The organism is Carnobacterium sp. CS13 (genome assembly GCF_016653495.1).
In the GTDB taxonomy this organism is placed as follows: Bacteria; Bacillota; Bacilli; order Lactobacillales; family Carnobacteriaceae; genus Carnobacterium_A; species Carnobacterium_A antarcticum.
In genome coordinates this window covers 316139-340364 of the sequence record NZ_CP067364.1, presented here as the reverse complement: position 1 = coordinate 340364, position 24226 = coordinate 316139, and the positions used below count along the sequence as shown (strand labels likewise).

Annotated in this window: 23 protein-coding genes and 1 riboswitch; of the genes, 2 read left to right on the top strand and 21 right to left on the bottom strand. The window is 38.2% G+C overall.

The window, feature by feature from the left end; all coding sequences use genetic code 11:
- Nucleotides 1-46 precede the first annotated feature (46 nt).
- The 18 genes from JHE06_RS01660 to JHE06_RS01575 form a co-directional block, all read right to left on the bottom strand.
- Nucleotides 47-2014: a bifunctional metallophosphatase/5'-nucleotidase gene (locus tag JHE06_RS01660; RefSeq protein ID WP_201089161.1), complete on the bottom strand. Its 1968-nt coding sequence runs from the start codon at nt 2012-2014 to the stop codon at nt 47-49.
- 236 nt (nt 2015-2250) lie between these two features.
- On the bottom strand, nt 2251-2592 hold the full coding sequence (locus JHE06_RS01655; RefSeq protein WP_201089159.1) for a zinc ribbon domain-containing protein YjdM: 342 nt from the start codon (nt 2590-2592) through the stop codon (nt 2251-2253).
- Between the two features lie 176 nt (nt 2593-2768).
- Nucleotides 2769-3746 (bottom strand): DUF1002 domain-containing protein, encoded by a 978-nt coding sequence (locus JHE06_RS01650; RefSeq protein WP_058919839.1) that lies wholly within the window; start codon nt 3744-3746, stop codon nt 2769-2771.
- Nucleotides 3747-3949: 203 nt separating this feature from the next.
- On the bottom strand, nt 3950-4633 hold the full coding sequence (locus JHE06_RS01645; RefSeq protein WP_201089156.1) for a YjjG family noncanonical pyrimidine nucleotidase: 684 nt from the start codon (nt 4631-4633) through the stop codon (nt 3950-3952).
- Between the two features lie 29 nt (nt 4634-4662).
- Nucleotides 4663-5850, bottom strand: coding sequence for an MFS transporter (locus tag JHE06_RS01640; RefSeq protein WP_201089154.1), 1188 nt, complete (start codon nt 5848-5850; stop codon nt 4663-4665).
- A 95-nt stretch (nt 5851-5945) separates the two neighbouring features.
- Nucleotides 5946-6527: a hypothetical protein gene (locus JHE06_RS01635; RefSeq protein WP_058919836.1), complete on the bottom strand. Its 582-nt coding sequence runs from the start codon at nt 6525-6527 to the stop codon at nt 5946-5948.
- Between the two features lie 319 nt (nt 6528-6846).
- Nucleotides 6847-7488 carry an HAD family hydrolase gene (locus JHE06_RS01630; RefSeq protein ID WP_082664232.1) on the bottom strand — a complete coding sequence of 214 codons (642 nt, stop codon included), beginning with the start codon at nt 7486-7488 and terminating at the stop codon, nt 6847-6849.
- A 91-nt stretch (nt 7489-7579) separates the two neighbouring features.
- Nucleotides 7580-8704: an NADH-dependent flavin oxidoreductase gene (locus tag JHE06_RS01625; protein WP_201089152.1), complete on the bottom strand. Its 1125-nt coding sequence runs from the start codon at nt 8702-8704 to the stop codon at nt 7580-7582.
- Between the two features lie 450 nt (nt 8705-9154).
- Nucleotides 9155-9664 carry a (d)CMP kinase gene (locus JHE06_RS01620; protein WP_201089150.1) on the bottom strand — a complete coding sequence of 170 codons (510 nt, stop codon included), beginning with the start codon at nt 9662-9664 and terminating at the stop codon, nt 9155-9157.
- A 14-nt stretch (nt 9665-9678) separates the two neighbouring features.
- Nucleotides 9679-10560 carry a peptide transporter gene (locus JHE06_RS01615; protein ID WP_236253532.1) on the bottom strand — a complete coding sequence of 294 codons (882 nt, stop codon included), beginning with the start codon at nt 10558-10560 and terminating at the stop codon, nt 9679-9681.
- 235 nt (nt 10561-10795) lie between these two features.
- Complete coding sequence (locus tag JHE06_RS01610) at nt 10796-12244, bottom strand: hypothetical protein (protein ID WP_201089148.1); 1449 nt, start codon at nt 12242-12244, stop codon at nt 10796-10798.
- A gap of 685 nt (nt 12245-12929) precedes the next feature.
- Entirely contained in the window at nt 12930-13889 is a 960-nt protein-coding gene (locus tag JHE06_RS01605) for a metal ABC transporter substrate-binding protein (RefSeq protein WP_201089146.1), read from the bottom strand.
- Between the two features lie 275 nt (nt 13890-14164).
- A complete protein-coding gene (locus JHE06_RS01600; RefSeq protein WP_058919827.1) occupies nt 14165-14617 on the bottom strand; it encodes a nucleoside deaminase in 453 nt (150 codons plus the stop codon).
- Nucleotides 14618-14674: 57 nt separating this feature from the next.
- Nucleotides 14675-15460, bottom strand: a complete 786-nt coding sequence (locus JHE06_RS01595; protein ID WP_058919826.1) for a glucose-1-dehydrogenase — start codon at nt 15458-15460, stop codon at nt 14675-14677.
- 172 nt (nt 15461-15632) lie between these two features.
- The gene (locus JHE06_RS01590) at nt 15633-15947 is read right to left on the bottom strand and encodes a DMT family transporter (RefSeq protein WP_058919825.1); all 315 of its coding nucleotides are present in this window, start codon (nt 15945-15947) and stop codon (nt 15633-15635) included.
- Nucleotides 15947-16288, bottom strand: a complete 342-nt coding sequence (locus tag JHE06_RS01585) for a DMT family transporter (protein WP_058919824.1) — start codon at nt 16286-16288, stop codon at nt 15947-15949. The genes JHE06_RS01590 and JHE06_RS01585 overlap by 1 nt, the downstream gene beginning before the upstream one ends.
- Before the next feature lie 64 nt (nt 16289-16352).
- Nucleotides 16353-16450: riboswitch (guanidine-I (ykkC/yxkD leader) on the bottom strand.
- A 38-nt stretch (nt 16451-16488) separates the two neighbouring features.
- The gene (locus JHE06_RS01580; protein WP_201089144.1) at nt 16489-17040 is read right to left on the bottom strand and encodes a methylated-DNA--[protein]-cysteine S-methyltransferase; all 552 of its coding nucleotides are present in this window, start codon (nt 17038-17040) and stop codon (nt 16489-16491) included.
- 31 nt (nt 17041-17071) lie between these two features.
- Complete coding sequence (locus JHE06_RS01575; protein ID WP_201089142.1) at nt 17072-17653, bottom strand: sugar O-acetyltransferase; 582 nt, start codon at nt 17651-17653, stop codon at nt 17072-17074.
- Nucleotides 17654-18116: 463 nt separating this feature from the next.
- On the opposite strand from JHE06_RS01575, the gene JHE06_RS01570 reads away from it, so the two are divergent.
- Nucleotides 18117-19115, top strand: a complete 999-nt coding sequence (locus tag JHE06_RS01570) for a biotin--[acetyl-CoA-carboxylase] ligase (protein ID WP_201089140.1) — start codon at nt 18117-18119, stop codon at nt 19113-19115.
- Entirely contained in the window at nt 19112-19645 is a 534-nt protein-coding gene (locus tag JHE06_RS01565) for a biotin transporter BioY (RefSeq protein ID WP_231726732.1), read from the top strand. The genes JHE06_RS01570 and JHE06_RS01565 overlap by 4 nt, the downstream gene beginning before the upstream one ends.
- A gap of 98 nt (nt 19646-19743) precedes the next feature.
- Here JHE06_RS01565 and JHE06_RS01560 read toward each other — a convergent pair whose 3' ends face one another.
- The 3 genes from JHE06_RS01560 to JHE06_RS01550 all read right to left on the bottom strand — a co-directional run bounded on the left by JHE06_RS01560 (nt 19744) and on the right by JHE06_RS01550 (nt 24211).
- Nucleotides 19744-20736 (bottom strand): ABC transporter substrate-binding protein, encoded by a 993-nt coding sequence (locus JHE06_RS01560; protein WP_058919820.1) that lies wholly within the window; start codon nt 20734-20736, stop codon nt 19744-19746.
- Nucleotides 20737-21498: 762 nt separating this feature from the next.
- The gene (locus JHE06_RS01555; protein WP_201089138.1) at nt 21499-21711 is read right to left on the bottom strand and encodes a heavy-metal-associated domain-containing protein; all 213 of its coding nucleotides are present in this window, start codon (nt 21709-21711) and stop codon (nt 21499-21501) included.
- Between the two features lie 43 nt (nt 21712-21754).
- Complete coding sequence (locus JHE06_RS01550) at nt 21755-24211, bottom strand: heavy metal translocating P-type ATPase (protein WP_201089136.1); 2457 nt, start codon at nt 24209-24211, stop codon at nt 21755-21757.
- Between the last annotated feature and the right edge of the window lie 15 nt (nt 24212-24226).

Here is a 24226-nt window from a genome sequence, read left to right as displayed (position 1 = left end):
GTGAACGATTTGCTGAAAAAAGGTTATGCTTCTCAGTAAACGCAGTTTATTTTTTTACAGATTCTGACTCTTTTAGTACCTGCGCTAATTTTTGATAAAAATCTCCTGTCGTTTTCACTTCAGAAAATGGTTCTTCGCTTACATTTGCTTTTAAAGCTAATTTTTTTACCATTGGTTTTGAAATAGGATCCGTTACATTAATGGATTCAATATTGGTCCCTTTTCCATCTTTTGTACTCGGTATTTCTATAATTCCTTTGTTAGCTAAGTAAACTACTGCTGAATAGGCAGCTGATTCTGTGTCGATTCCGACTATTCTCCAGTTGGTTTGCAAGTCCGGTTTATACTCGCCTTTTTGGACTTCCTGCAAATAGTGAATGGCTAAATTACGAATGGAACCTTCTGTTGCTCCATAAGCACTTTCATCTTGCGAAGCCCAAATCTTTTTAAATTTTTTCCCTTCAAATAGTTCTCCTTTTGAGCGAAGAAATTCCATTCGATCTGAGTTCATACCTAAGGTTAGCTGATCATCTGATTTAATTGGTGTTCCGTCTAACTTCCGCAAGTGTTTGATCCTGTGTCCAGGTTGTTCTCTTAAGTCAATTTCATATTTAACGTTTCCGAAAATGTCATTTGTCCCTTCTTCAGCTGAACGGCGCGATTTATCGAAACTAATAGTGACATCTCCTGAGCGAGCTGTATTGAAATAACCAGCGGCCCATTCCATATACTCTTTCAATTCTTTACCGGTAACTCGGTAAACCGAAACATCCCCATCTGCAAATTGGTAATTGTACCCAATATCTTTTTTTCTGATTGGGCCTCGATCTAAAGAAGCTTGATCATTATCGATTTGATGGGCAACAACGTCTGCTTCACTATAGTAAAGCATCACTTCATGCAGAAAATCGGTTAAAGGAGTTTCTTGGATCTGTACGGTTGGGATGCCTTTAATCACATCTTTAGGGACTAAATCCGTTCCTTTTAATTCCGCTATGACTTTATTGGATTCTGCACGAGCAATGTCATGATAAGGTTTTAGTAAGGTTTCCAACTCTTTATCCGATTCAGCAATGCTTCCATCCGCAGCTACAACGGGAATCACCGTTGCGTCCTTCGCTTGTAATACCCAGTGATCACCTTGGTGCTGAAACGTTAAATCAATCCGAGAAAGATGTGTCCCGTAGCGGTTAGGCTCGGTCACAAGTACACCGTTCACTTCTTCTTTTTCAATCAGCACATGATCATGTCCTGCGAAGACCGCATCTAATTCAGGGACTGCGTTTGCAATATCTTTGACGCCTGTTTCTGGAACTCCCAATTCATTTTCCAATCCCATATGAACTAAACCGATGATAGCATCCACTTTTCCATCTAATTCTGCAACAGCTTTTTTAGTTTCTTCGATCACATTTTTGATGACTACACCATCCAAATGGTCCGTATCTTTTTCATATTCAGTAACCATTGGTGTGACCATTCCGATGATACCGATTTTGATTCCTTCTCGTTCTATAATGGTGTACGCGGGTAAAAACCGTTCTCCGTTTTCTTTGTAACTATTTCCCGCTAGTTTAGGCCCCTTATATTGGCTAGTAATTTTTTCTAATTCATCCAATCCAAAATTAAATTCATGGTTTCCCAATGCCCAAGCATCGTATCCCATTTCATTCATAGCCACCATCAGAGGTGATAGAGATTGATCATTGAATACTTCAGCGTAATTATCTTGAATCGTATCTCCGGCATCTAATAAAATAGTATGCGGGTTTTCTTCTCGAACTTCTTTGGTTAGTGTTTGTAGTTGCGTTAAACTGCCTTCTAAATTAGGTTCGTCGCTTGCATAGTCCCAAGGCATAAAACGTCCATGAATATCAGAAGTCGCCAACAGTGTGATGTCGATTTCCTTTTCTTCCACATTAACACGGCCTTGTATAAAAAAGAAGCCTATTCCGATACCTAGTATAATAGCTAAAGCCAATGGTGTGATTCTATTAAATACATTTTTTTTCATGATTGTCCTCCTGCATTCGTCAGGTTTTCTTATCTTGTTTTAAAAAAACAGACAGTTCCCATTTTAACATATAAATGTCTATTTTAAATTTTTCTTGCATAAATCTCAGCAGATTTTTTGAAAGAAAAACAAAAAAACCAAAGCCGTTTAAGTTAAACGAAATGGCTTCGGTTTTTGCTGCTTCACTGATATTAAGTAGTTGGGTTAGACTGCATTTAATGGGTTTCCTTTTGACACTAAGCTTTTTTTACAAATTCCGTTTTCAATTGCATGGCTCCAATACCCTCGACTTTACAATCAATATCATGGTCGCCGTCAACCAAACGAATATTCTTTACTTTGGTTCCTTTTTTTACAACGAATGAAGTGCCTTTTGCTTTAAGATCTTTAATAACGATCACTGAATCTCCATCCATTAGTTTGTTTCCATGTGCATCTTTGAACTCTTTTTCACTTTCGTCTGTTTCAACAATTGTATCTAAAGCCCATTCATGGCCGCATTCTGGGCATACTAAAAAGCTGCCGTCTTCATAAGTGTATTCTGAATTGCATTTTGGACAATTTGGCAAATTAAACATGTGTCATTTCCTCCAATTACTATTGCTACTTATATAGTGGCATACCCTTGCTGGATTGGCAACGTTCATTTTACTTTCAACTCCATTAATTGAAGGTAAAGTAAAGCTCCGCCTAAAGAAACAGACTTTGTTTCCTTAAACGGAGCTTATTAACATTTATGAAGATCTTCAAAAATTTAATTAAAAAGCCCAACAATAGCATCCCAGATTTGTTTGAAGAAGTTTCCGATTTTATCGGTTAATCCGCTATCTTCTGCTTGTTGAACGACATTTCCAATTTTATCTTTGACCGTTTCTGACAAATTTTGTAATTGTTCTTTTACTTGTTGTGAATCAATGGCAGAAGTTTTTTGGTATTTTTCGAATAAAGCCATCAACTGATCGATTTGTTGTTGAGTCACTACGTTTTCAAGTTGGTTGTTGGCTAAAGCTTCATCAATAATTTGTTTGATGTCTTCTTTCGTTGCCAATTGACCTTGCTGCTCTTTCAAGTCAGCCAATGCTTGTTTGATTTCAATAATCGCTTTGTCGAGTTTAGCTGAATCAAAATCTGAGTTTTCTGCATTCTCTTGGGCGATTTCATTCGTTGTCTCCAATTCTTCTTGGGCAACTTCCATTCTATCTTGATCCAACTCTTCACCATTGACATCAAAGGCTTTATAAATTCCAGTCAATGCACTTTCACCTGTTACTGGACGCACGCTGGCTACCATGATCTTAGCATCGTTTACCCCAGCAGTGATTGCTGCATTGGCGTATTGTTCTTGAGTGATCTCTGAGATGTTTTCTGGCGTTTCAATGGTTACTTTGACGCCCGTTCCTTCATCTTCTTTCTGCACAAGTACGGATGAAATCATATTAGCGGTATTGCCGGAACCAGTGTTTAAGTAATGTTGCAAATCTTTTCCGGTAACTGCGACACTTGCCACATTATCCAAATCCTTGATATTCAATAATTGTTCGGTTTCTTTGATTTGAGCTTCTGATAACCCGCCGCCGTAGACAAAAGTCGGCTTGCCCCATTTTTCATTGACAACTGTTGTATCGATTCCATTACTGGCTGCATCTACGCTGGCTGAGTTGGTTAAAGTTCCGCTCCCAACTAAACCCACCATCACTACTGCTGCTAACCCGATTTTCTTTAGTTTATTCATATGTCCCTCCGTTGGTACTTTTTTGTATTCTCATCTTATCGTATCTTTTTTATTCTATCATCCTACTTTAGGCTGATTAAGAAATCCATAAGGAAATCCCTATCTATTTATTAGTTTACCATTTTTCCTCGAAAAATGAACCGAAAGGCTTTAAGCGGATTTCATGTCTCCCTACCTATCTCTGTTCCAGTTAAATAAGTATTTTATAAAATTTGATAGAGGTCTTCAATTTTATGAATCTCGTAATTAGGATGGATTCCTGTCTTATTCGCTTTCTTTTCAGGATTGAACCAGCACGTATCGATTCCAGCTAATTGGCCACCCTTGATATCTGACGTTAGAGAATCTCCTATGATCAACGCATTTTCTTTTGAAAAGTTGGGGATGCGGGCAAAAACATAATCAAAATAAGCTTTCATTGGTTTTTGGTAGCCGGTATCCTCCGATACGAAAATATCTTTAAATAGCGGATAAAGACCAGAATCTCGTAACCGCCTGTATTGTGTCTTGGAAACACCATTGGTTACGATGTATAGATTGTAATCGTTTTTCAATTCGTGAATCAAATCAAGTGCTCCTACGATCAAATCGTGTCCTTCATTTAAATAATTGCGGTATTTTTGTTCAAATAAAATTCCATCAACCTCTTTTTCAAATTCTTTAAACAACGTAGAGAATCGAGTATTCACGACTTCATCGCGTTCAATTTTGCCTTCCTCAAAAGATGCCCATAGGCTTTGGTTGATAAGGGTATACCGTTCTTCCATTTCTGCCGTAAACGCTAATTGCTGTTCTTCAAAAAGCAAAGCCAAAGCTTGTTTTTCTGTTGCGCCAAAATCAAGCAGCGTATCGTCTACATCGAATAATAACGTTTGATAATTTGCCATTGTTTCACTCACTCTTTCATATTTTAAATTTAAATTTCTGTTTCGACAGAATATAATAACAGCAGACAGCCCATTGCAGCACCCAGTACTCCAGCTATTAACATCATAGTGACATTCGTATGATCCAACAGCCACCCTCCTAAGCCATTGCCAAATACACTTCCTAAAGTCGTGGCACCGATAACTAACGCTTGTCCTTTCACTTTATCCTCTGTCTGCATCAGCTGGTTAACATAGTAAGCAGAAGCGGGAACGTAAATAGCGAAAGAAAGAGCTTGAAACAGCTGAGCAAAATTGATCATCCAAACTGTACTGGAGCCTAAAAACAACAGACTGCGGATAACAAAGAAAACGCTTGAGATTTTTAGTAATCGACTGCTTTTATATTTAGTGGCTAAATAACTGAACCCTAACATAGCTGGCAGTTCTACTGAAGCCGCTATTGTCAAAGATAAGCCGAAATCACTATCTTTTCCACCAAGACTAGTCATAATTTGAATAAGGTAACTGTTAATAATGGTATGAAAAACAAAAAGAAATACAATAGCCATTAAAAAAAGGATAAAGCGGTCGTATTTTCTGAAAAAATACACAGAACTTTCTTGATGTTTTGCTTCACTTTGTTGAAGAAAAACAGTTTCTTTAGTTAATTGCGCTTCAGTTGTTGGAAAAGTTAATACGAGAAGCAAAAAAAGCGAATATAACACAATGCAAAGTATTGGGATAATAGCTGCACTGTAGTCGTTAAGAGCTCTTCCTAAAAAAAAGGAAATAAATGCAAAAGAAAGAGAACCGATTCCCCGTGCCAACCCATAATTTATTTCTAGCCCCTCGTTGATGTGTTCGAAAATCAGCGAATTAAGCAGCGGTTGCACCGTTAAGGTTAATGACACTACGCCAATGTACAACACTGTGCTTAGCAGAAGGTTACCGGGTTCAGCGATTAAGCCAATCAATAAAATAATGTTGATTACTGCTATAGAAGAAATAACCCTCTTTAGAGTTAAGTTGACGAGCTTATCGATCAGAAACCCAAAAGCCGGCTGTAAAATAACCGAAAAGATATTTACTAATGCTAATATCAGACCGATTTGCTGGTTTTCAAAGTTTTGGGCTAGCAAATACACCGATGCAAATCCATAAACAGCGCAAAAGCTCATCCAATATAGACTCTGTAATCCGGCATATTTTAACGTTAACGAGATTTGTTTAGTCATGTTTTTTCCCTTTCTAAACTACCTTAAAGCTCTTTATTTTTCCTGCATAGCCTGTAGTAGTTGTAGTAGTACATACAACCTTATTCTCTTGTGTCTTAGTGGTGTTCTTGACTCTTGTCAGCCATTTCTTGTTCTATTCCTTCGTCATCATTAATTTCTAGCGAAGCTAGTTTTCCCTTTTCTTGGCTTTCGGCTTGCCCTGTAATAAGAACAATTTTTTCTTCACCGTCATCTGTTATACAAATTAACTGAACATCAAATGTATAATGATGTGGATGATCTTCATCTTGTGTGACATCAATTTTATCGATAATTAATTGGTACTCTGAAGCCTCCGCTCCGATAGAATAGTTGAACGCAAGCTCATCAATAAACTTCTCGTAACCTTGCTCTGTAAAATAATCGCCAAATCTTTCTTCTAACAGAGTATCTAATGTACCCGTTTCTGGTTCTTCCCGTTCATCAGAGGCTGCCTCAGAATTAACCAGGTAATAGTATTCTGCAAGAAGTTCTTCATCTGGAGCATTTAAAGTTTGTTGGAGCACTCTTTCAATCGCTTGGACCGTTTGATCCTGGACTACTGCTTCATCATTTTTTGCACCGCTGGAACACCCTGAGACCAGAATTGAGATTAAGCTGAAAAATCCTATTGCAATAAAGAATTTAGTCTTTTTCATACTGCTACACACTCTCCTTTTGTGCATTGTTCTATAGAGAGACAACTAAAACTGACTGTTGCAACTCTATACTTTTTTCATCTTTTTTTACATTTTCCGTCTTCTTTTCTTCACATTTCATGTTTATACTAAGTTTATACCACAGAAAGAAACTAAACCAACCTTTTTATTTATTCAATTCCCCAAATTGAATTTTTAGCTTCACCCCCTTTTTAGCCTTTGCTTTGATTAGCAGAGGCTTTTTTGTCGTCATTAGCAAATTGGCAACTAAAAAAATACCGCCTCACTTTCCTTAAAGGGGGGCGGTAATTTTTCTGATTTAGTTTTTTAATTCAGTAATCACTTGTTTTAATCGCTGGATTTTCCCATCGGCAAGTCCTTGGTTAAAATTAAATCGGTTATCTTCTTTAGCCAAAACATACATTCCTGCTGCTTTGCCTGCCATAATACCGTAAGTAGAATCTTCGATCACAAGACATTCGTCCGGCTGAACCTCTAGCGCCTCGGCAGTTTTTAAATAAATTTCAGGATTTGGTTTTGATTGTTCAAACATCTCTCCACTTAATACAGAATGAAAATAATGTTTAATGTTGCATTGTTCCAAGACTTCTTGGATATCATCATAAGATGAAGAAGAGGCTAATCCTATTTTATACTTTTCTTTGGTCAACCATTCCAAGACTACTGTAATATCTTGATCGACTATTTCTTTAAAGTCAACCGGCTTATTTTCATGAAACTCGTTGTATTCTTCTTCGTACTGGTTTTTATCCAGTTCTTTGCCCCAGATACGCTGAATGGCATCCCAAGTATCGACAGAACTAGACCCTACGATGTTGTCTAGCTCTTCAATCTCCGGGTGTATATTGTTGTGTTTAAAAAACTCATGGAGCCTTTCATAATAAACCGGCTCTGTGTCTACTATGACACCATCCATATCAAATATTACAGCTTTGATCACAGTTATCCCCCTTTTAAAAATTGTATTTAACTCTTAATGTTATTTTAGCATAAAGAAACTGGAAAGCCCTAAAGGAAAGACACCCACGGCACTAGTCTTCAACAATCGGAAGCCAACCCGGTCTGCTTTCTACGTATTCCCACATAGCATCCGGCAACATTAAATCTGCTCTATCTTGGGGACGAATTTCAGTACGAATAAATTTTTCATTTCCTTCTCTGACTTTTTTGATCCAATCCGGCTCTACAATTGCTTCACGCCCAATGGCGATAAGCGGAATACCTAATGCCAACGCATCAATTGCCTCATCCGGGCTTTGGATCAACCCAACACCAATGATTGGAATATCCTTTCCAACTTTTTCTTGAATGATTTGAATGACCGGTTTCTTATTCTTTTTATCGCGCATGGGTCCTTGCATTACGTTGCCAACTGAAACATGGAAATAGTCCAGCCCTTGCGTTTTAAGTTTTTCCAGCAATTCCAACGTATCCTCAAGCGTAATACCTGGTTCTTCCATTTCTTCTGGGGATATCCGGTACCCTAAAATAAAAGGTTTTTCAGCATAGGTTTTAACAGCTTCTTTTGCTGCTTGTACAACTGCAAGCGGAAAATTCATCCGTTTTTCACGTGTGCCTCCCCAATGGTCGTCTCTGCGGTTCGAATGCGGAGAGAAAAATTGTTGTATGAGATAGGTATTTGCTCCATGAAGTTCAACACCATCAAAACCAGCTTGAATAGCTCTTCTCGTTGCTTCGCCATATGCTTTTATTAGCTCACGGACTTCTTGATCCGATAACGCTCTTGGTGTTTCTGCAAAATCTCTAAGCGCCGGTACCGCACTAGCACTTACCGGTTGTTCGCCTCTAAGTGTGCTGCTTGTGCCCATCCGTCCGACATGGAAAATTTGTAAAATCGCTTTAGCCCCTGTACTCTGTATCGTCTTGGCTAATTTCGAAAGACTTTCAATTCGATTGTCAGAAGCTGCACTAAATGACCCGGCAAATTTCCCGTTTTCCATCACTTGTGCACAAGAAGTGATCACTGCACCTAAGCCAGCTGATCTGCGTTTATAATACAACAATTCATCGGTCGTCACCATACCGTTTTCAAAAGCTGAATTGGTAGTCATCGGCGCCATCATGACACGGTTATCTATAGTTACACCTGATGCAAATGTGAAAGGTTCAAATAATTTATTGTAATTCGAATTCATTGTTAGCCTCCTGATTTTTTATAAGTAACTAGTCTAGTTCATATTACGTCAAAGTAGCTGCTTTTTAAAGAAAAACGAGTTTTTTCTGGTTTTCTGAAAAAACTGAATTATTAATGATTGCAATGGAAGATCAATAGCTGGCACCTTTATTTAAAATAAATATATATTTTTGCGGCAGCTCGTCCCATTTTGACTCTGTTAGGACAAAACCGACATATTTTTGCGATAGTTTGTCTCATTTTCACTTTTTGGGACAAACTTGCCCTGCCCTAAAGACAGAAACAATGCAGAAAAGAACCGTTATCCCAATCCCAAACTAAAATTTAATACTTATCCCCAACATGTGGATAAGTAAGCTGGTTTATCCACATGTTGTTAACAAGTTTCCGTATGATCCAACAAAGTTCAATACAGTTAGTATCTCTAAATCAATTTTTACATTCAAATTCATTAATTAATTGTATCAAGATAATGGTTTAGTTCTTTGGTATTCTTTAAGATCACTATATTATTTTTGTCTTTGCTGTGTTCATTCAAAATAGCCAGCAAATTTTTTCGCCTTTTAGGAAAATTCCAAACATATTTAAAAAAAGAAAAATCGAAACGTTCAAAGCACCCTTCTGCCATATCAGGACGAGTACACCCATAGTATTTAAAAGAACGTTTAATCGCTCTGAACAAATAAAGAGAGCGAGGATAATCAAGAAAAATAACTTGATCACAATGTTGTAACCGTATGGGAAATGTAGAGGAATAATTGCCTTCAATGATCCACTTTTCATTAGTCGAAATAAGATGTGTGACTTTTTCTACTAATTCCTTTTTTTCGATTTCGACCCAACCAGCTTTAAAAAAGAGCGAATCTAAATGTGTGACTGGAATATCTAATTTATCCGACAAGGTTTTACCAAGGGTAGATTTGCCAGATCCTGATGGTCCTACAATAACTATTCTTTGCATTTGAACACCTCTCCTCAATCTTGTTTAATCGGCTGGCTAAAAATCTTGACCATTTTAAATAAAATACTCATAAAAAGATATGGAATCAACAATAAAAACAAATAGTTAATGACCATTATTTGCGGGCTGTGATTAGAGGGCATGATTTGCGTATTTCTTAGACCGGTCAATAGTCCGCCTGTATTGAATTGAATCTCAATAAAAAGCATCACTGAGATCATTTCTAAATAAATAAATTTTATAATGCTTTCTAAAAATATTAATAAGCTGGGGATAACATAGGAAAAAAATAATTTATATTTAGGATATCCCAGTGATTTTGCGAAAATGAAATAATTGGAACGGTAAACATCTTTGATATAGGGAGTCATATATTTGATTAAAAATACAATGGGAAAAATACTCAATATAACTAATGGGACGACTATCGCTGGCTCTCTAGGCGTGCCAACTGTTTTAAATAGATAGATGGAAGTTGCTTTATAGATGATCACACTGAACCAATGGACAAAAAGCACTATGCCAACAACGGGCAAACTCTCAATATCTTCCAAATACCTTATGAGTCTCATAATCGATTTATTCTTCAGCCTCGGAAAATAATAACTATACACAATTAATGAAAATAAGGTTATCCCCAGACTTGCACTGATCAATTTCAATGTGTAGTAGCCATTGACCTGTTGATAACTTGTGGATAACTCGGAAAAATTACGATATGTAAAGATTTGCGCAACGGTTTCTTTAACTGTATCCAGAAATAAACCTGGTTTTCTCATACTGAAAGGCAATGAATAACTCAAACAAACCAGTAAAACAATACCAGCAGGTAGTGTAATAAGTGAAATGGATTGCTTTATAATCTTTCTAAATAGAATGATTTTGCATCCCTCCAATTAAAGCTCGTTTGATTCCATTGAGCAAGAAAATAAGACCACTCTGAACCTCTCATGACTAAAGTCACGAGGTTCTAAGGAGAGACAAACTTCGTTTGACTGACTTCAAGAACTTGCGTTCCCGAAAGCGGACATCAACCACTGGTTTGAAGTTCCTTAGACTTTCATGGACAAGCATACCGCTGTACACATTAGTGTCCTGTGGGCACAGTTCAATACCCGTTGTTTTTTTGTTTCACAATCCGATACTGCTTAATTGTTTTTTATTCAACCCTTTTAGACGATTGATTTCAGCATCATGTAATCTATGAAAGTTCTTCCATGTTTGGTTTACGCGTTCCATATCGATCGATTTCAAATCTTCTGTCGTGTTTAGGACCAAGAAGGCACTGTATAAGTCGCGTTGGATCTGGCCTTCTTCAAAGGAGTTCCATCGTTGTGATAAGTTCTTCTTTGTATACGTTTGGTTAATATGTTCAAATTGACTAGCTTTTACTTTTGCGGTGTCGATTTTCTTTAGAGATAAATCAAGGTAGGATAGCTTTCGATCTACGATTTTGAGAAACAAAGCGGGTGCGCGAGCAGCGAGAGACTTTCCGAACCGTTTCTTGCAGTTGAACTTTCCTGTCTTTTTATTGAGGGTCGTTTCTTTTGCTCTTTTCTGCAAACCGCTCCAATTCATTTGTTCGACTCGAACATCCAGACCTAAGGATAAGATAGCGTTAGCCAGCCGATTGTGCGACTGCTTGCGCTTATCTGCGATTTTTCGTTGAATCTCCGTTAGTTCCCTGCGGGTTTTCTGGTAATTTTTACTGATGACCCATTTGTCTTTGTTGCCTTTCTTGATCGTGCCGTCTTCGTTGAACTTATTTGGGTTGTTGGCGCGTCTTTGCCGATCCAATCGGCGTTGGATCCGTCGTTTTTTCTTTTCTTCTCCTTCAATGCCTTCAGCTAATTCGACCAGTTGAACTTTTGTGTCGCTTACGACAGCCAAAGTAGCTGTTCCAATGTCTAATCCGACACGTGCCGTTTCATCCGTAGAGTGGTTATGGGTTCGTTTTTTCGGCGGGATGCCTTCCAGCACGAGTTGAATAAAGAAGCGGTCTTTCCCGCGAATTTGTTTCTTCATTAAACGGCAATATTTCACTCGATCCAATAGAGCTGTATGAGCATATTCGTCGGTTGTTTTTAATTTGACGGGCATCACCAAGCCGAGCCACTTAACGGTTCGCGTGTCTGAAAAATAACGTAGACCGGTTTGATTTGTTTTTTCTTCTACCGAAAAGAAGTGCCCAGAAGGGACAAAGTGAGCCTGACGGCTCTTTCCGTATAAAACTTTTTCTGCCGCAGCAAAAGCTCGTTCAGCTAAGTTTTGCGCCATTTGGGAACCGATATTCTGCTTGAACAAATGGCCCATCTCTTGAACATACCCGTTTAAAGCATACTTCTCCACGCCGTACTGTTTTTTTAAAGAACGGAAGCCCTGATTTCGTTCTATCCCTTTTGGCATCTTAACGGTTTTTCTGTATGCTGGATCTCTTTTCATATAACGAATCCGTTTTAGAGCTTCTCCCAGACAGGCATTGTAAATGCCGCGAGCAATCTCCAACCGTTTATTCAGTTTATGTTCTTGCCCAAGCTCTGTTTTTAACGGCAAAGTCAATACATATGTTGGGGTTGCCATCTGGAGTCGCTCCTTTCATCCATTCCGTTGTTTTAGATTGATTTCAAGAAGTAATTTTTATTTATAAGATTATACAAACCACGCAAAGAAAACGTATTCATTATAATTGTTAACTCTCAATTTTTTCCTCTTATTTACTGTGTTAGTATACCAGATGTAAGGGAAGGGGTTTAGTGTAGTTGAAAACCAGTCGTTTAACGTTCTTTTCTTTTCTTCTTTTTACCGCTATTGATCTAGAATAAGTTCCGCTTTCCGCAGATACCCATTCATCTCACGAATGTATTCACGAGTGTTCTGGGCAAAAGAATAAACAACTGAGCAGTAAAAAAACCAATACAATTGAACACAATATCCACAATGTTATGTTTTTCTTTTTTAACGCTAGCATATAAAAAATGATCTCCTCCTTGCATTTTTAAAGCGTTCTCACAAATGAAATATACCACTTTTTTTAAGCCTTAACAATCTTATCCAAACAAAGCGCATTGATTTGGATGGCTGTTTTTAAAGACAGAAAAAAACAAACGATTAACCTCCTATTTAATATAGGTTGCCAATCATTTGTTTTTAGATATAGATCATTTTGTTATTGTTGTTTTTCCTGTCTATTATTTTTTAGCATTCACTGTTTTAATTTTAAACAAGTTGATCTTGGAAGTGTTAAAATAGTCGACTTGTTTTACTATTATTGGATACTTTTCTTTAAAGCATTAAGGTTATCTTGCATCACATGAATGTAGTCTATTCCTGCATCTTGTTCTTTTTGCGTAACGCCTTCAATCGGACTTAATACCAGCAACTCGACATCAACTTCATCTGCTAATGTTTCTGCAATTTTAGAGGATGCATTATCTTCAAAATAAATGTAATCAACCTTATTTTCAGTTACAAAATCAGATAGTTCTGCTAATTTGGCTGGACTAGGCTCTGCATCAGAGGATAACCCTGAGACGGAAATCTGAGTTAAGTCGTAGCGTTTTGCTAAGTAAGCAAAAGCTGCATGCTGCGTCACAAAAGAACGTTTTGTCGCATTTTCAAAAGCCGATACAAATTCTTGATTTAAATCTTCTAACTTTTGTTGATAAGTTTCTGCATTAGCTGCATAAACATCGCTATTATCAGGGTCAGCTTCTGCAAGACCCTTTTGGATATTTGTTACTTCTGCTTGTGCTAATACTGGGTCTAACCAGACATGAGGATCGACAGCATGAGAATGTTCTTCTCCTTCATGTTCGTGTTCCTCATCGTGCTCATCGGCATCTGCTTCGTTATGGATCAAATCAATACCTTCGCTTGCATTCACAATAACTGTTTTGCTTGTGTCAATCGATTTCAGTACACTGGGTACCCAAGTTTCCATTTCATCACTGTTGTAAACAAAAACATCAGCATTCTCAATTTGTGCTATCATTTTGGCACTCGGTTCGAAGTCGTGTACTTCTGTTCCTGCTGGAACAAGCAAAGAAACAACTGCATTCTCTTGCGCTACATTTTTTGTGAAATCATACATTGGATAAAAAGTCGTAACGACTTTTAATTTGCCAGAATCTTCTTCATTAGCTGAATTTCCTGATTTCCCGCATCCGGCAATCAATAAGACCGCCCCAAATAAAGTCAAAACTAAATAAGTTAATTTTTTCTTCATGTTCTAATTCCTCCCCATCTTAAACCATTCTATTTTTATGGACCATAATCTATGTAGTGAAACAAGGAAATTCCAAAAACTTGCGTCACAAATCGTAACGATTACGTTTTAAAGCATAACTTAATTTTATTTGCAATGCAACCTTTTTATTTAGTTTAACTTAATTTTCTCTTTTTTAAGATTTAAAACACAACAGTAAAGTACCGTTTAAATCTAAAATAGACTTAAACGGTACTTATTCTTCAACCTGTTTAAAATTCTTAAATAAACGGTTCCTACTGTTTATTTTGCCAAATTTCCATTGGGTTTTCCTGGCCTTCTTCTAATGGTATCTGCTTCATCGAAAGTTTTCGTTCTGATTTTGGTTTTTTAAAATCTGCATAAATTGCTTGAGAGGCGCCTAGGCCAGTTTCAGCAGCTGTCTCAACCGATGCGCAATAATATCCTTGCTTCATACCAGATAAATACATCGCTGCTAAACACATTGGGCACGGCTCTCCGCTGGCATATATCGTATAGTCCGATAAATCATGGGTTTGAAGCTCTGACTGAGCTTTACGAATAGCCAGCATTTCAGCATGTCCACTGATATCATAAGTGTTATGCAGCTCATTCACACCTTCAGCGACGATTTCATTCTCTTTTACCAACACCGCTCCAAACGGCTGGCCTCCATTGCGAACATTTGCTGCTGCAAGTTCTACTGCTCTTTTCATAAATTTATCCATTTGTTCTTCTCCTTCTTAAATGGTTCTTTGGCTGGCACTATCCGTTTGATTAACTGCTCAACCTTTTCCTTCTTCAAATGATGGGTAAAGCGACATTCCACCATCCACAAATAATGTCGTGCCCGTTACGTAACTTGATTCTGCAGAAGCTAACCAAGCAGCGGCCGCAGCTACTTCTTCTGGTTTTCCGATGGTATTCATCGGAATCATCTCTAAAGTACTTTCTTTTTTCTCTGGATCTTCAAATTTTTCAGCATTAATGGGCGTGTTGATAGCCCCTGGTGCAATGCTGTTCACTCGAATGCCTTTATGTGCATATTCTAAAGCGATTGTTTCATTAAACAACTTCACTCCGCCTTTACTTGCTGAATAATGCGCAAATGTCGGCCAAGGAATCCGTTCATGAACAGAAGATAGGTTAATAATGTTGCCCTTTTTATTTTTTTCTAAATAGTGGTTTAAAGCGGCTTTAGAACCTAAGAATACTCCTGTTAAATTGACGTTCAATACTTTGTTCCAATCCTCCAATTTCAATTCATGGGTGGGAGATTGATTCTCCATTCCAGCATTATTGACCCATAAATCTAAACCACCAAAATTTTCCAAAGCTGCTTTCAATAAACTGTCTACTCCTTCTTCAGTTCCCACATCTGCTTGTACCGCAACTGCTTCGCCGCCTAATTTTTTCAAATCAGCAACCGTCTCTTCGGCACCTTCTTTATCGCTGTGGTAATTGATGACAACGGACATTTTTTCTTCTGATAAACGCCTAGCAATGGCATTTCCTATTCCCTTAGAGCCTCCAGTAACGACTGCAACTTTTCCCTCTAAATCTTTGTACATAAAACGTTCCTCCTTTAGAAGTTCTGCTTGTTTTATCTGTTTCTCTTATCTATTTTAATCTAAAGGATTTAGCTTCATTAAGCAAAAATTCAGCTTGTCTGATCATAACGTGAACAGCAAAAAAGCTGACTGAGAAGGGTTCTCTCAATCAACTTTTGTGATTATTTCTTTATCATGAGACAAGTTTTAACCCGATCGTTGCGACTAAAACCATTGCTATAAAAAGAATTCTTTTCCAATCTTTTGATTCGCCATACAGCAACATTCCTAGTATAGCCCCACCGGATGCTCCTATCCCTGTCCAAATAGCGTAAGCTGTTCCCATAGGAATGGTTTTCATCGCATATGAAAGGAAGAAGAAACTTACTCCAAAACCTGCTGCTAATAAAACTAACGATTGCCAATTGCGGTGTTGGTTTAGTCGATTGATCATCATGACACCCACTATTTCAAATAATCCGCCTGCAATTAATGAAAGCCACGCCATTACGAAACCTCTCCTTTTTCAGTTTTTTGTTCGGTCACTAACTTCAATCCTATAACGCCTGCCAGTAAAAGAAAAATCAGCAGTAATTTACTGATATTTAAAGGTTCATTAAAGAAAATAATTTCAGAAAAAACCGTTCCTGCTGTTCCTAAACCAACGAAGACAGCATATACTGTTCCGACTGGAATGTATTGGCTTGCTGCAATAATCAAATAAAAACTAAGTATTATTGCAAGAAGTGTTCCTAGCCATGCCCAAATATTAGCAGCATGGTTTAAACCAATCACCCATAGCACTTCACAAACAGCGCCTAACAATACTTTTCCCCACTGCTTATTCATATTAAAACTTCCCCTTCCTCATTTATTGCAAAATAAAAAGCCCGAAAGTAAACTGGTTACCAGTTACTCCCGGGCTTTTGTCCCTCCGTGACACAGTAAAACTGTGCGTTTTCTCTCGGTCCAGGCCAATCAGTTGATTGCGGAACCCTAGAAAACAATCGATTTGTGCAATTAATTATTAGTATAAAGACTATTTTTAATTAGTCAAGAAGAATAGACGACCTGTATCCATTCCTCCTTACTGCTTCCAATTCTAATAGTTTTTTCTTCATTGGCAGCTTTCCTCTATACCCTGAAATCCCACCATTTTTGTGGATTACTCGATGACAAGGAACAACGATTAAAACAGGGTTTTTCCCAATAGCCGTTCCGACAGCCCGAGAAGAACCAGGCTTATTGATCCTGCTGGCTATTTCTCCATATGAAGTCGTTGCGCCATACGGCAACTCCATTAATGCTGCCCATACTTCTTGTTGAAATGCAGTTCCAGTTGTATCGATCGGCAATTCAAACTGGCTTCTTTCCCCTTTGAAATACTCTTGCAATTGTTTAGCATATACTGCTACCTCGCCTTCGTTCTCTTCTAATAAGGCATAAGGGGTATATTTTTCAGCCCATTTTGTTAACTCGTCAAATCCTTCATCTAAAGAGCCGATAAAACAGAGCCCTTCTGCTGTAGCAGCTAAATAAAGCGGCCAATCAGGGTTGTCTAGCTGCCCATAAAAAATATGCGGTCTTTCTTTGTTTTCCATTATTTCCCGCCTCCTCTTTAGATATATTTGTTTACTTTGTTTCATTATTGATTTTTTTAATCGCTTTTGCTGGTACTCCTGCAACAACCGTATTCTCTGGAACGTCTTTAGCAACAACTGCTCCTGCAGCAATAACTGAGCCGTTTCCAATTGTGACGCCCGGCAGGATGGTTGAGTTGGATCCGATCCAAACATTTTCTCCAATAGCAACTGGAGAAGGATAAGTTGTGTTCCTTGTTTCTAAAGATAAGCCATGGTTAAGTGTAGCAATCGTGACATTCATACCTATCAAGGTGCCATTTCCTATCCTAATTCCGCCTCTATCTTGAAAGGAACAACCTATATTGAAAAATACGTTTTTTCCAATAGTGATATTCTTACCAAAATTCGTGTAAAACGGCGGATTACAGACAAAAGACGAATCGACTTTGCTGCCTGTCAGTTCGCTGAAAATATCTACGATTTCTTTTTGTGAATGATAGGATGTATTCAATGCCATGGTAATTTTTTGAGCTTCATCACTGCATTGAGCTGCTAATTCCTCCAATTCTTCGTCTTTATCTGGAATTGGATAACCGTTCTTGCAAAAAGCTATAAATTCTTTCATGTCCATTAAAAAATCCCCTATCTTTCTTTTTTATTGATCATTTATTATACTTCTTATTTTGGCAGGCAGTTAATCGTATTTAACACGTACTCTTTCAAGTATCTTGATTCCCTAAGGAACTATCTGAATCAACGGGAATGTTTGGAAGAACTAATGAACGTTTTAACAGTATTGCACTATATAATCTCGTTACCCTGCCGCACGAATAGTTGAAGGAAATAGCTGGTATACGTTATTTAACTAAATTTTAGCAGTTTCACATTAATTTTAACATATTGAGTTTGAAAAATAATGGATACTGAGCCAGTTGTTTCGCTGTTTCGTTTAAAAGTATAAAAAACTTCAATTTAATGACTATTAGTCCAACAACAGCTAGAACCCCCTCATTGTTAACCTTATAAAAAATTCGGTTGACAACGCACCCTTTACCTATTACACTTTCATTATAGAAACTACAGAGGTGAATGATATGACAACAAAACAACGCGTATTAGCTTTTTTAGAAAAAAATAAAGGCACCGCTATTTCTGGACAAGAATTAGCGAATACCTTGAAAATTTCCCGGACTTCCATTTGGAAAGCCATCAATTTATTGAAAGAAGAAGGTTATGCAATCGAAGCGATAACGAATAAAGGGTATTGTCTTTCGGCATCTTCTGATCTTTTATCTGCTGAAGCGATACGCCCTTTCTTGCTGCCGGAACTAAAAGATCGCCCTTTTCATATTTTTAAAACCACCGAATCGACTAATAATGAAGCAAAGAAAATAATCGTTGAACAAGCAAATACAGAAGCAATTGTCTTAACCGAAGAGCAGACAAAAGGAAAAGGACGACTAGGAAGATTTTTCTATTCTCCGCCTAAAACAGGCATTTACATGAGTCTTATTCTAAAACCACAGATGACTACGATGGATGCAACTTTGATCACAACTGCTGCGGCCGTCGCCGTTTGTTTGGCGATTGAAAAAATAACCAAAAAGAAACCAAAAATCAAATGGGTGAACGATATTTACTTAGACGGTTATAAAATTTCTGGTATTTTAACTGAAGCCGTCACAAATTTTGAAAATGGAACAATCGAAACGATTATTCTAGGAATCGGTTTAAATTTCAGAATGCCGCTTGAAGGATTCCCAGCTGAATTACAATCTATTGCAGGGAGTTTGTTGTCCACAGAAAACCCGGAAACAACTCGTAATGAATTGATTGCTGAAATCACAAATCAATTTCACCATATTTATCAACAGATTGAAACAAGAGAGTACCTTGAAGCTTACAAAGAACGTTGCTTTGTCTTTGGGAAAAAAATCGACTTTAGACAAGGAAAACAAGAATTTGAGGCTATTCCACTCGATATTGATCAACAAGGCGGCCTAATCGTTAAGATGGAAAATGGCGAGCAGCGTACTTTGTCTTATGGTGAAATAACCATCAAACGTCCGTTTAACAAGGAGAACAAAAAATGAAAATGAGTACAAGGGATCTCACCTATTGCAGCATTATGGCTGCCTTAACCTTTATCAGCGGATTTATCAGTATTCCTCTTGGCCCTATCCCTTTAACGTTGCAAACGTTAGTTGCTTTATTGACTGGATTACTGCTCTCAAAGAGGAATGCTGTTGTCGCACAAGGTTTGCATATTATTTTGATTCTTATCACAAGCGGATTTCAGTCTTTCCTCAGTCCAAGTTTCGGTTTTGTTTTTGGTTTTGCAGCTGGAGCTTACGTCATCGCCTTTATTTTAGAACAGTATCGATTTACTATTAAAACTGTTTCACTAGCTGTTCTGGCAGGCTCATTAATTTTCTATCTCATTGGGCTTCCATACATGGCCCTCATCTTAACAGGATACCTGGGAGTTAATTTATCGGTTTTCCAGATTTTCCAAATGGGAATGTTTGTCTTTATTCCCGGGGATATCATCAAAGCTATCATCGCGGTCACCCTTGGTTTGCGGCTACGCGGAAAAATCGCTCGTTCTCAAACATCCGTTTAAAATATTCGCTAATATATGGTTTTAATTTTAGTTAACGGATTAGACTAGAAGAAAAATTTGAATTTTAAATTACCCTATAATAAAGTGAGCTGCTTATTTTAATCAGCTGTTTCTGGCATGGTAATGCTAGAAGGATCGATGCCAAGCGATTCAGCCGTTTCTTCATTGATAAACAATTCTAAATGATCTGAGGTTTCTACTGGCATTTCAGCTGGGTTTTTCCCATTCTCAATTATTTCCAATGCCATCCGAGCCGTTTGACGTCCTAAATCTTCGTATTTGATACCGTAAGTTGCCAATCCTCCAGATTCTACCATTCCAGCTGAACCTGGAACTACTGGCAAGTCGTATTCTTTTGCGATCTCGCTGACAGTCGGCATCGTGCTGGTCAAAGTGTTGTCTGTTGGAATGTAAACTCCGTCAACTTCTTCAGCAAGCGTGGTCATAACTTGTTGAACATCGTTCGTTGTTGTAACGGTCGATACTTTAACCTTTACTCCAGCAGCTTCAAGAGCTTTCTGTGCTAAATCGGCTTGGATCTTAGAATTGGGTTCACTGGAATTGTAAATAATGCCAATCGTTTGAGCATCAGGTGTGAGAGACAGCAACAAAGAAACTTGGTCTTCAATAGGCACCATGTCGCTTGTTCCTGTAAGGTTCGTACCTGGAACGTCATTGCTTTCCACTAAACCGGCATCGACAGGATCAGTGATAGCCGTAAATAAAATAGGATCTTGACTAGTCAGATTAGCTAATGTTTGAGCCGCTGGGGTTGCGATAGCCAAAATCACGTCATTTTCTCCCGCTAATTGATTGCTCATACTTTGCAGATTCGCTTGGTCTCCTTGGGCATTTTGGTAATCAACCACTAAATTTTCTCCTTCAACGTAACCAGCTTCTGCCAGTTCGCTTAGAAACCCTTCTCGTGCAGATGTTAATGGACCATGTTCCATAAATTGCAATATGCCTACATGTACGACTTCATCTTCTTTGCTGTCTGCTGAATTGCCGCATGCCGCCAAACTCAATGTGGCAATGAGTGCTATAGCTAAACCAGCCAGCTTATTGTTTATTCTTTTTCCATTTTTCATTTCTTCTTCCTCCTATTTTTGTGCTTACCCAAACTAAAAGTCCATCAGCACTTCTTTTTTGGATAAGCAGTTAGTAATAACTTGCTTTTCTAACCAATAAAAAACACCCACTTAGATTTTGTATAAAATCTAGGTGGGTGTTTCGTCTTCGCTTAACAAAAAGACGTTTTAGTATAAAAGTTATGTGATAACCACCTAGATTTTAAATTTCATCTATGTGGCATAATTCATCAAACTCAAAGAGCTCTAGCCATTATAGATACAAACAAAGTTGTTAGTTGTTTGCATCCATGAGTAATCATTTCTACAAACAGCATCTAAGATAGCTAAAGTAATAGTTATTTAATTGTAGTTGATTCTGGATCGCTGATTGCTTTTCCATAATGATCCCTCACAATTTGAATTTGATAAACAAAGCATACTGAATAACGCTGTGGAAGTCAACTTTTTTTACTATGCTGGCGACACTTAGAATGCAAAAATCATCTCAAAAAGCCATAGAAGCGCATATAGTGTACTTGCCTACCTTATCGATAGCAATTTAAAAGACTTAAGGTACTAAAAAGGAGTTTGCCTACCTTATCAATAGACATTTAATAGCTTTAAGGTACTCAAAAGGGTTCAGGCGCCTATATTTTTTATTTTATGCCGATTTCACTCCTATCATTACTAAAAAAAGAGAAACTAAAGGTTAAAATAGATTAAAAAGAAAAACAGCCGCCAATTTAATCAGCAGCTGTTTTTTTTCGTTTTTTCACTACATTAGTTTGCTGTTTCTACAACTTTATATTTCGTGTCAGCCAGTGCTCCTTGAAATACTGGCGCATCAATTTCGTTTTGGCTTTCTACGATAGCCGTTTTACTGTCTAAATCGATCATCACGCGTTCAACACCGTCTACTGCTTGAAACTTTTCAGCAACCGTACTGGCACAGCCTTCACATTTCATGCCTTCAATCGTTAATTCTTTTTTCATTTTATCTGTCTCCTTTAAATTTAGTGGTCTTGCTTTTTTCTATTTACATTGAAGATGGTTTAAATCGTTTCAACCGCAAAGCATTCAATAAAACCGATATGGAACTAAAACTCATCGCTGCTCCGGCAAGCATCGGGTTCAATAAAGGACCACCAAACAGGAACAAGATCCCCATTGCGACAGGAATGCCCAGTGTATTGTAAGCAAATGCCCAAAACAGGTTTTCTTTGATATTTTTGATTGTTGCTTTACTCAATTCAATTGCCGTTGGAACATCCATCAAATCGCTTCTCATTAAAACAATATCCGCTGATTCAATGGCAACATCTGTTCCCGAACCAATAGCAATTCCGATATCAGCTTGTGCTAAAGCCGGTGCATCATTGATCCCGTCTCCTACCATCGCAACTTTTTTGCCCTCTGCTTGCAATTTCTTCACTTCGTTTGCTTTTTCTTCTGGTAAAACTTCGCTTAATACGCGGTCGATTCCGACTTGTTTGGCAATCGCATCAGCAGTTCGGGTATTGTCGCCCGTAATCATCGCTACTTCTAATCCCATGCGATGCAACTTCTCAATGGCCATTCTACTGTTTTCTTTGATCGTATCTGCAACGGCGATGATGCCAGCCAATTGACCGTCAACCGCCACATACATAGGCGTTTTTCCTTGGCCCGCCAATTCATCTGAAACAGTGATCAACGTTCCCAATGAGATAGAGCGTTCCTCCATTAATTTTTTATTTCCTAATAAAACAAACTGATCATTTATCGTTCCTTCGATTCCATGTCCTGGAACTGCACTAAAATCATGCGTCTTCAATAAGGTCATCTTTTGCTCTTCTGCCGCATTGACAATGGCTTCGCCAAGCGGATGTTCTGATCCTTTTTCAGCTGAAGCAGCTAGCAGCAACAAATCATCTTTACGAAATTCATTCGTAGTGATGATGTCCGTTACTTTAGGTTTGCCTTCTGTGATCGTTCCCGTTTTATCAAAGACAACTGTTTGAACTTGATGAGTTGCTTCAAGTGCTACGCCGCTTTTGATCAAGACGCCATGTTCAGCGCCTTTTCCAGTTCCTACCATGATTGCTGTAGGCGTTGCTAGTCCTAGCGCACATGGACAAGCAATCACTAAAACCGAAATAATGATCGTTAAAGCAAAGATGCCAGATTGTCCTGCGACAAACCACGTTAAACCGGAAAGCAATGCTAAGCCAATGACGATTGGAACAAAGTAACCCGAAATCGTGTCAGCTAATTTAGCTATCGGCGCTTTTGAACCTTGTGCATCCTCTACTAATTTGATGATTTGTGCTAAAGCCGTATCTTTCCCAACTTTAGTCGCTTCGTACTGAATCGTCCCATTAGTATTAATGCTGCCTCCAATGATATTGTCGCCTTTATTTTTTTCGACAGGCATGCTTTCTCCCGTCAGCATCGCTTCATCAACCGAAGTTGTTCCTTCAGTGACCGTTCCATCCACCGGCATTTTCTCGCCAGGTTTAACAACGATGCTATCGCCGACTTGGACATCTGCAACCGCCAGTTCAACTTCTTGTCCATTGCGGATAACACGGGCAGTTTTAGGAGCTAGGCCCATTAATTTTTTTATTGCTTCAGAAGTTTTCCCCATCGAAAGTGCTTCAATGTATTTCCCTAAGGTGATTAGCGTTAAAATCACTGCAGCTGATTCGTAATATAGTTCCATCGCGTAATCAGGATGTCCCATAAAAACTCCGACAGTTGCTCCTGCACTATAAATAAATGCTGCACTGGTTCCTAAAGCTACTAATGAATCCATATTCGGGTGGCCTTTAAATAACGCTCTGAAACCAACTGTAAAGAATTTTTTCCCTAAAAAGATAACTGGCAAGGTCAAAATAAGTTGGGCAATGGCAAATACACCAGGATTCATTGCAGGGTTCAGGAATTCAGGAAGAGGTGCTCCCAACATATGTCCCATTGAAATGTACAATAACGGAACTGTAAAAAGAGTAGAAACCCAAAATCTCTTCCAAATGCTTTGAATGTAGACCGCTTTCTTATCTTGGTGCTCATCTGCTTCATTTGCAGAATCAACTTCTTCGACAGCCTCATAACCTGCATCCGCTACTGCTTGGGTAATGCTGGAAGCTGTAACGGTTGCCGGATCATAATGGATCTGCATCTTTTCAGTTGCTAAGTTTACACTGACCGTTGAAACTCCAGACAATTTCCCAACAGCTTTTTCAACCGTCTGTGCACACGAAGCACATGTCATTCCTTCAATATTGAATGTTTTTTGTACATCGAGGCTCATGGCTTGATAGCCAGCATCAGCCACTGCCGCTTGGATATCTTTTTCAGACAGGTTTGCTTGATCATAATCAATGGTCAACTTTTCAGTCGCTAAATTGACATTGGCTTCTTGAACGCCTGGTAATTTTTTAGCAGCTTTTTCAACCGTTTGTGCACACGAAGCACACGTCATGCCTTCAATCGTAAATGTTTTATGAGTCATACTCTCTCCTCCTTA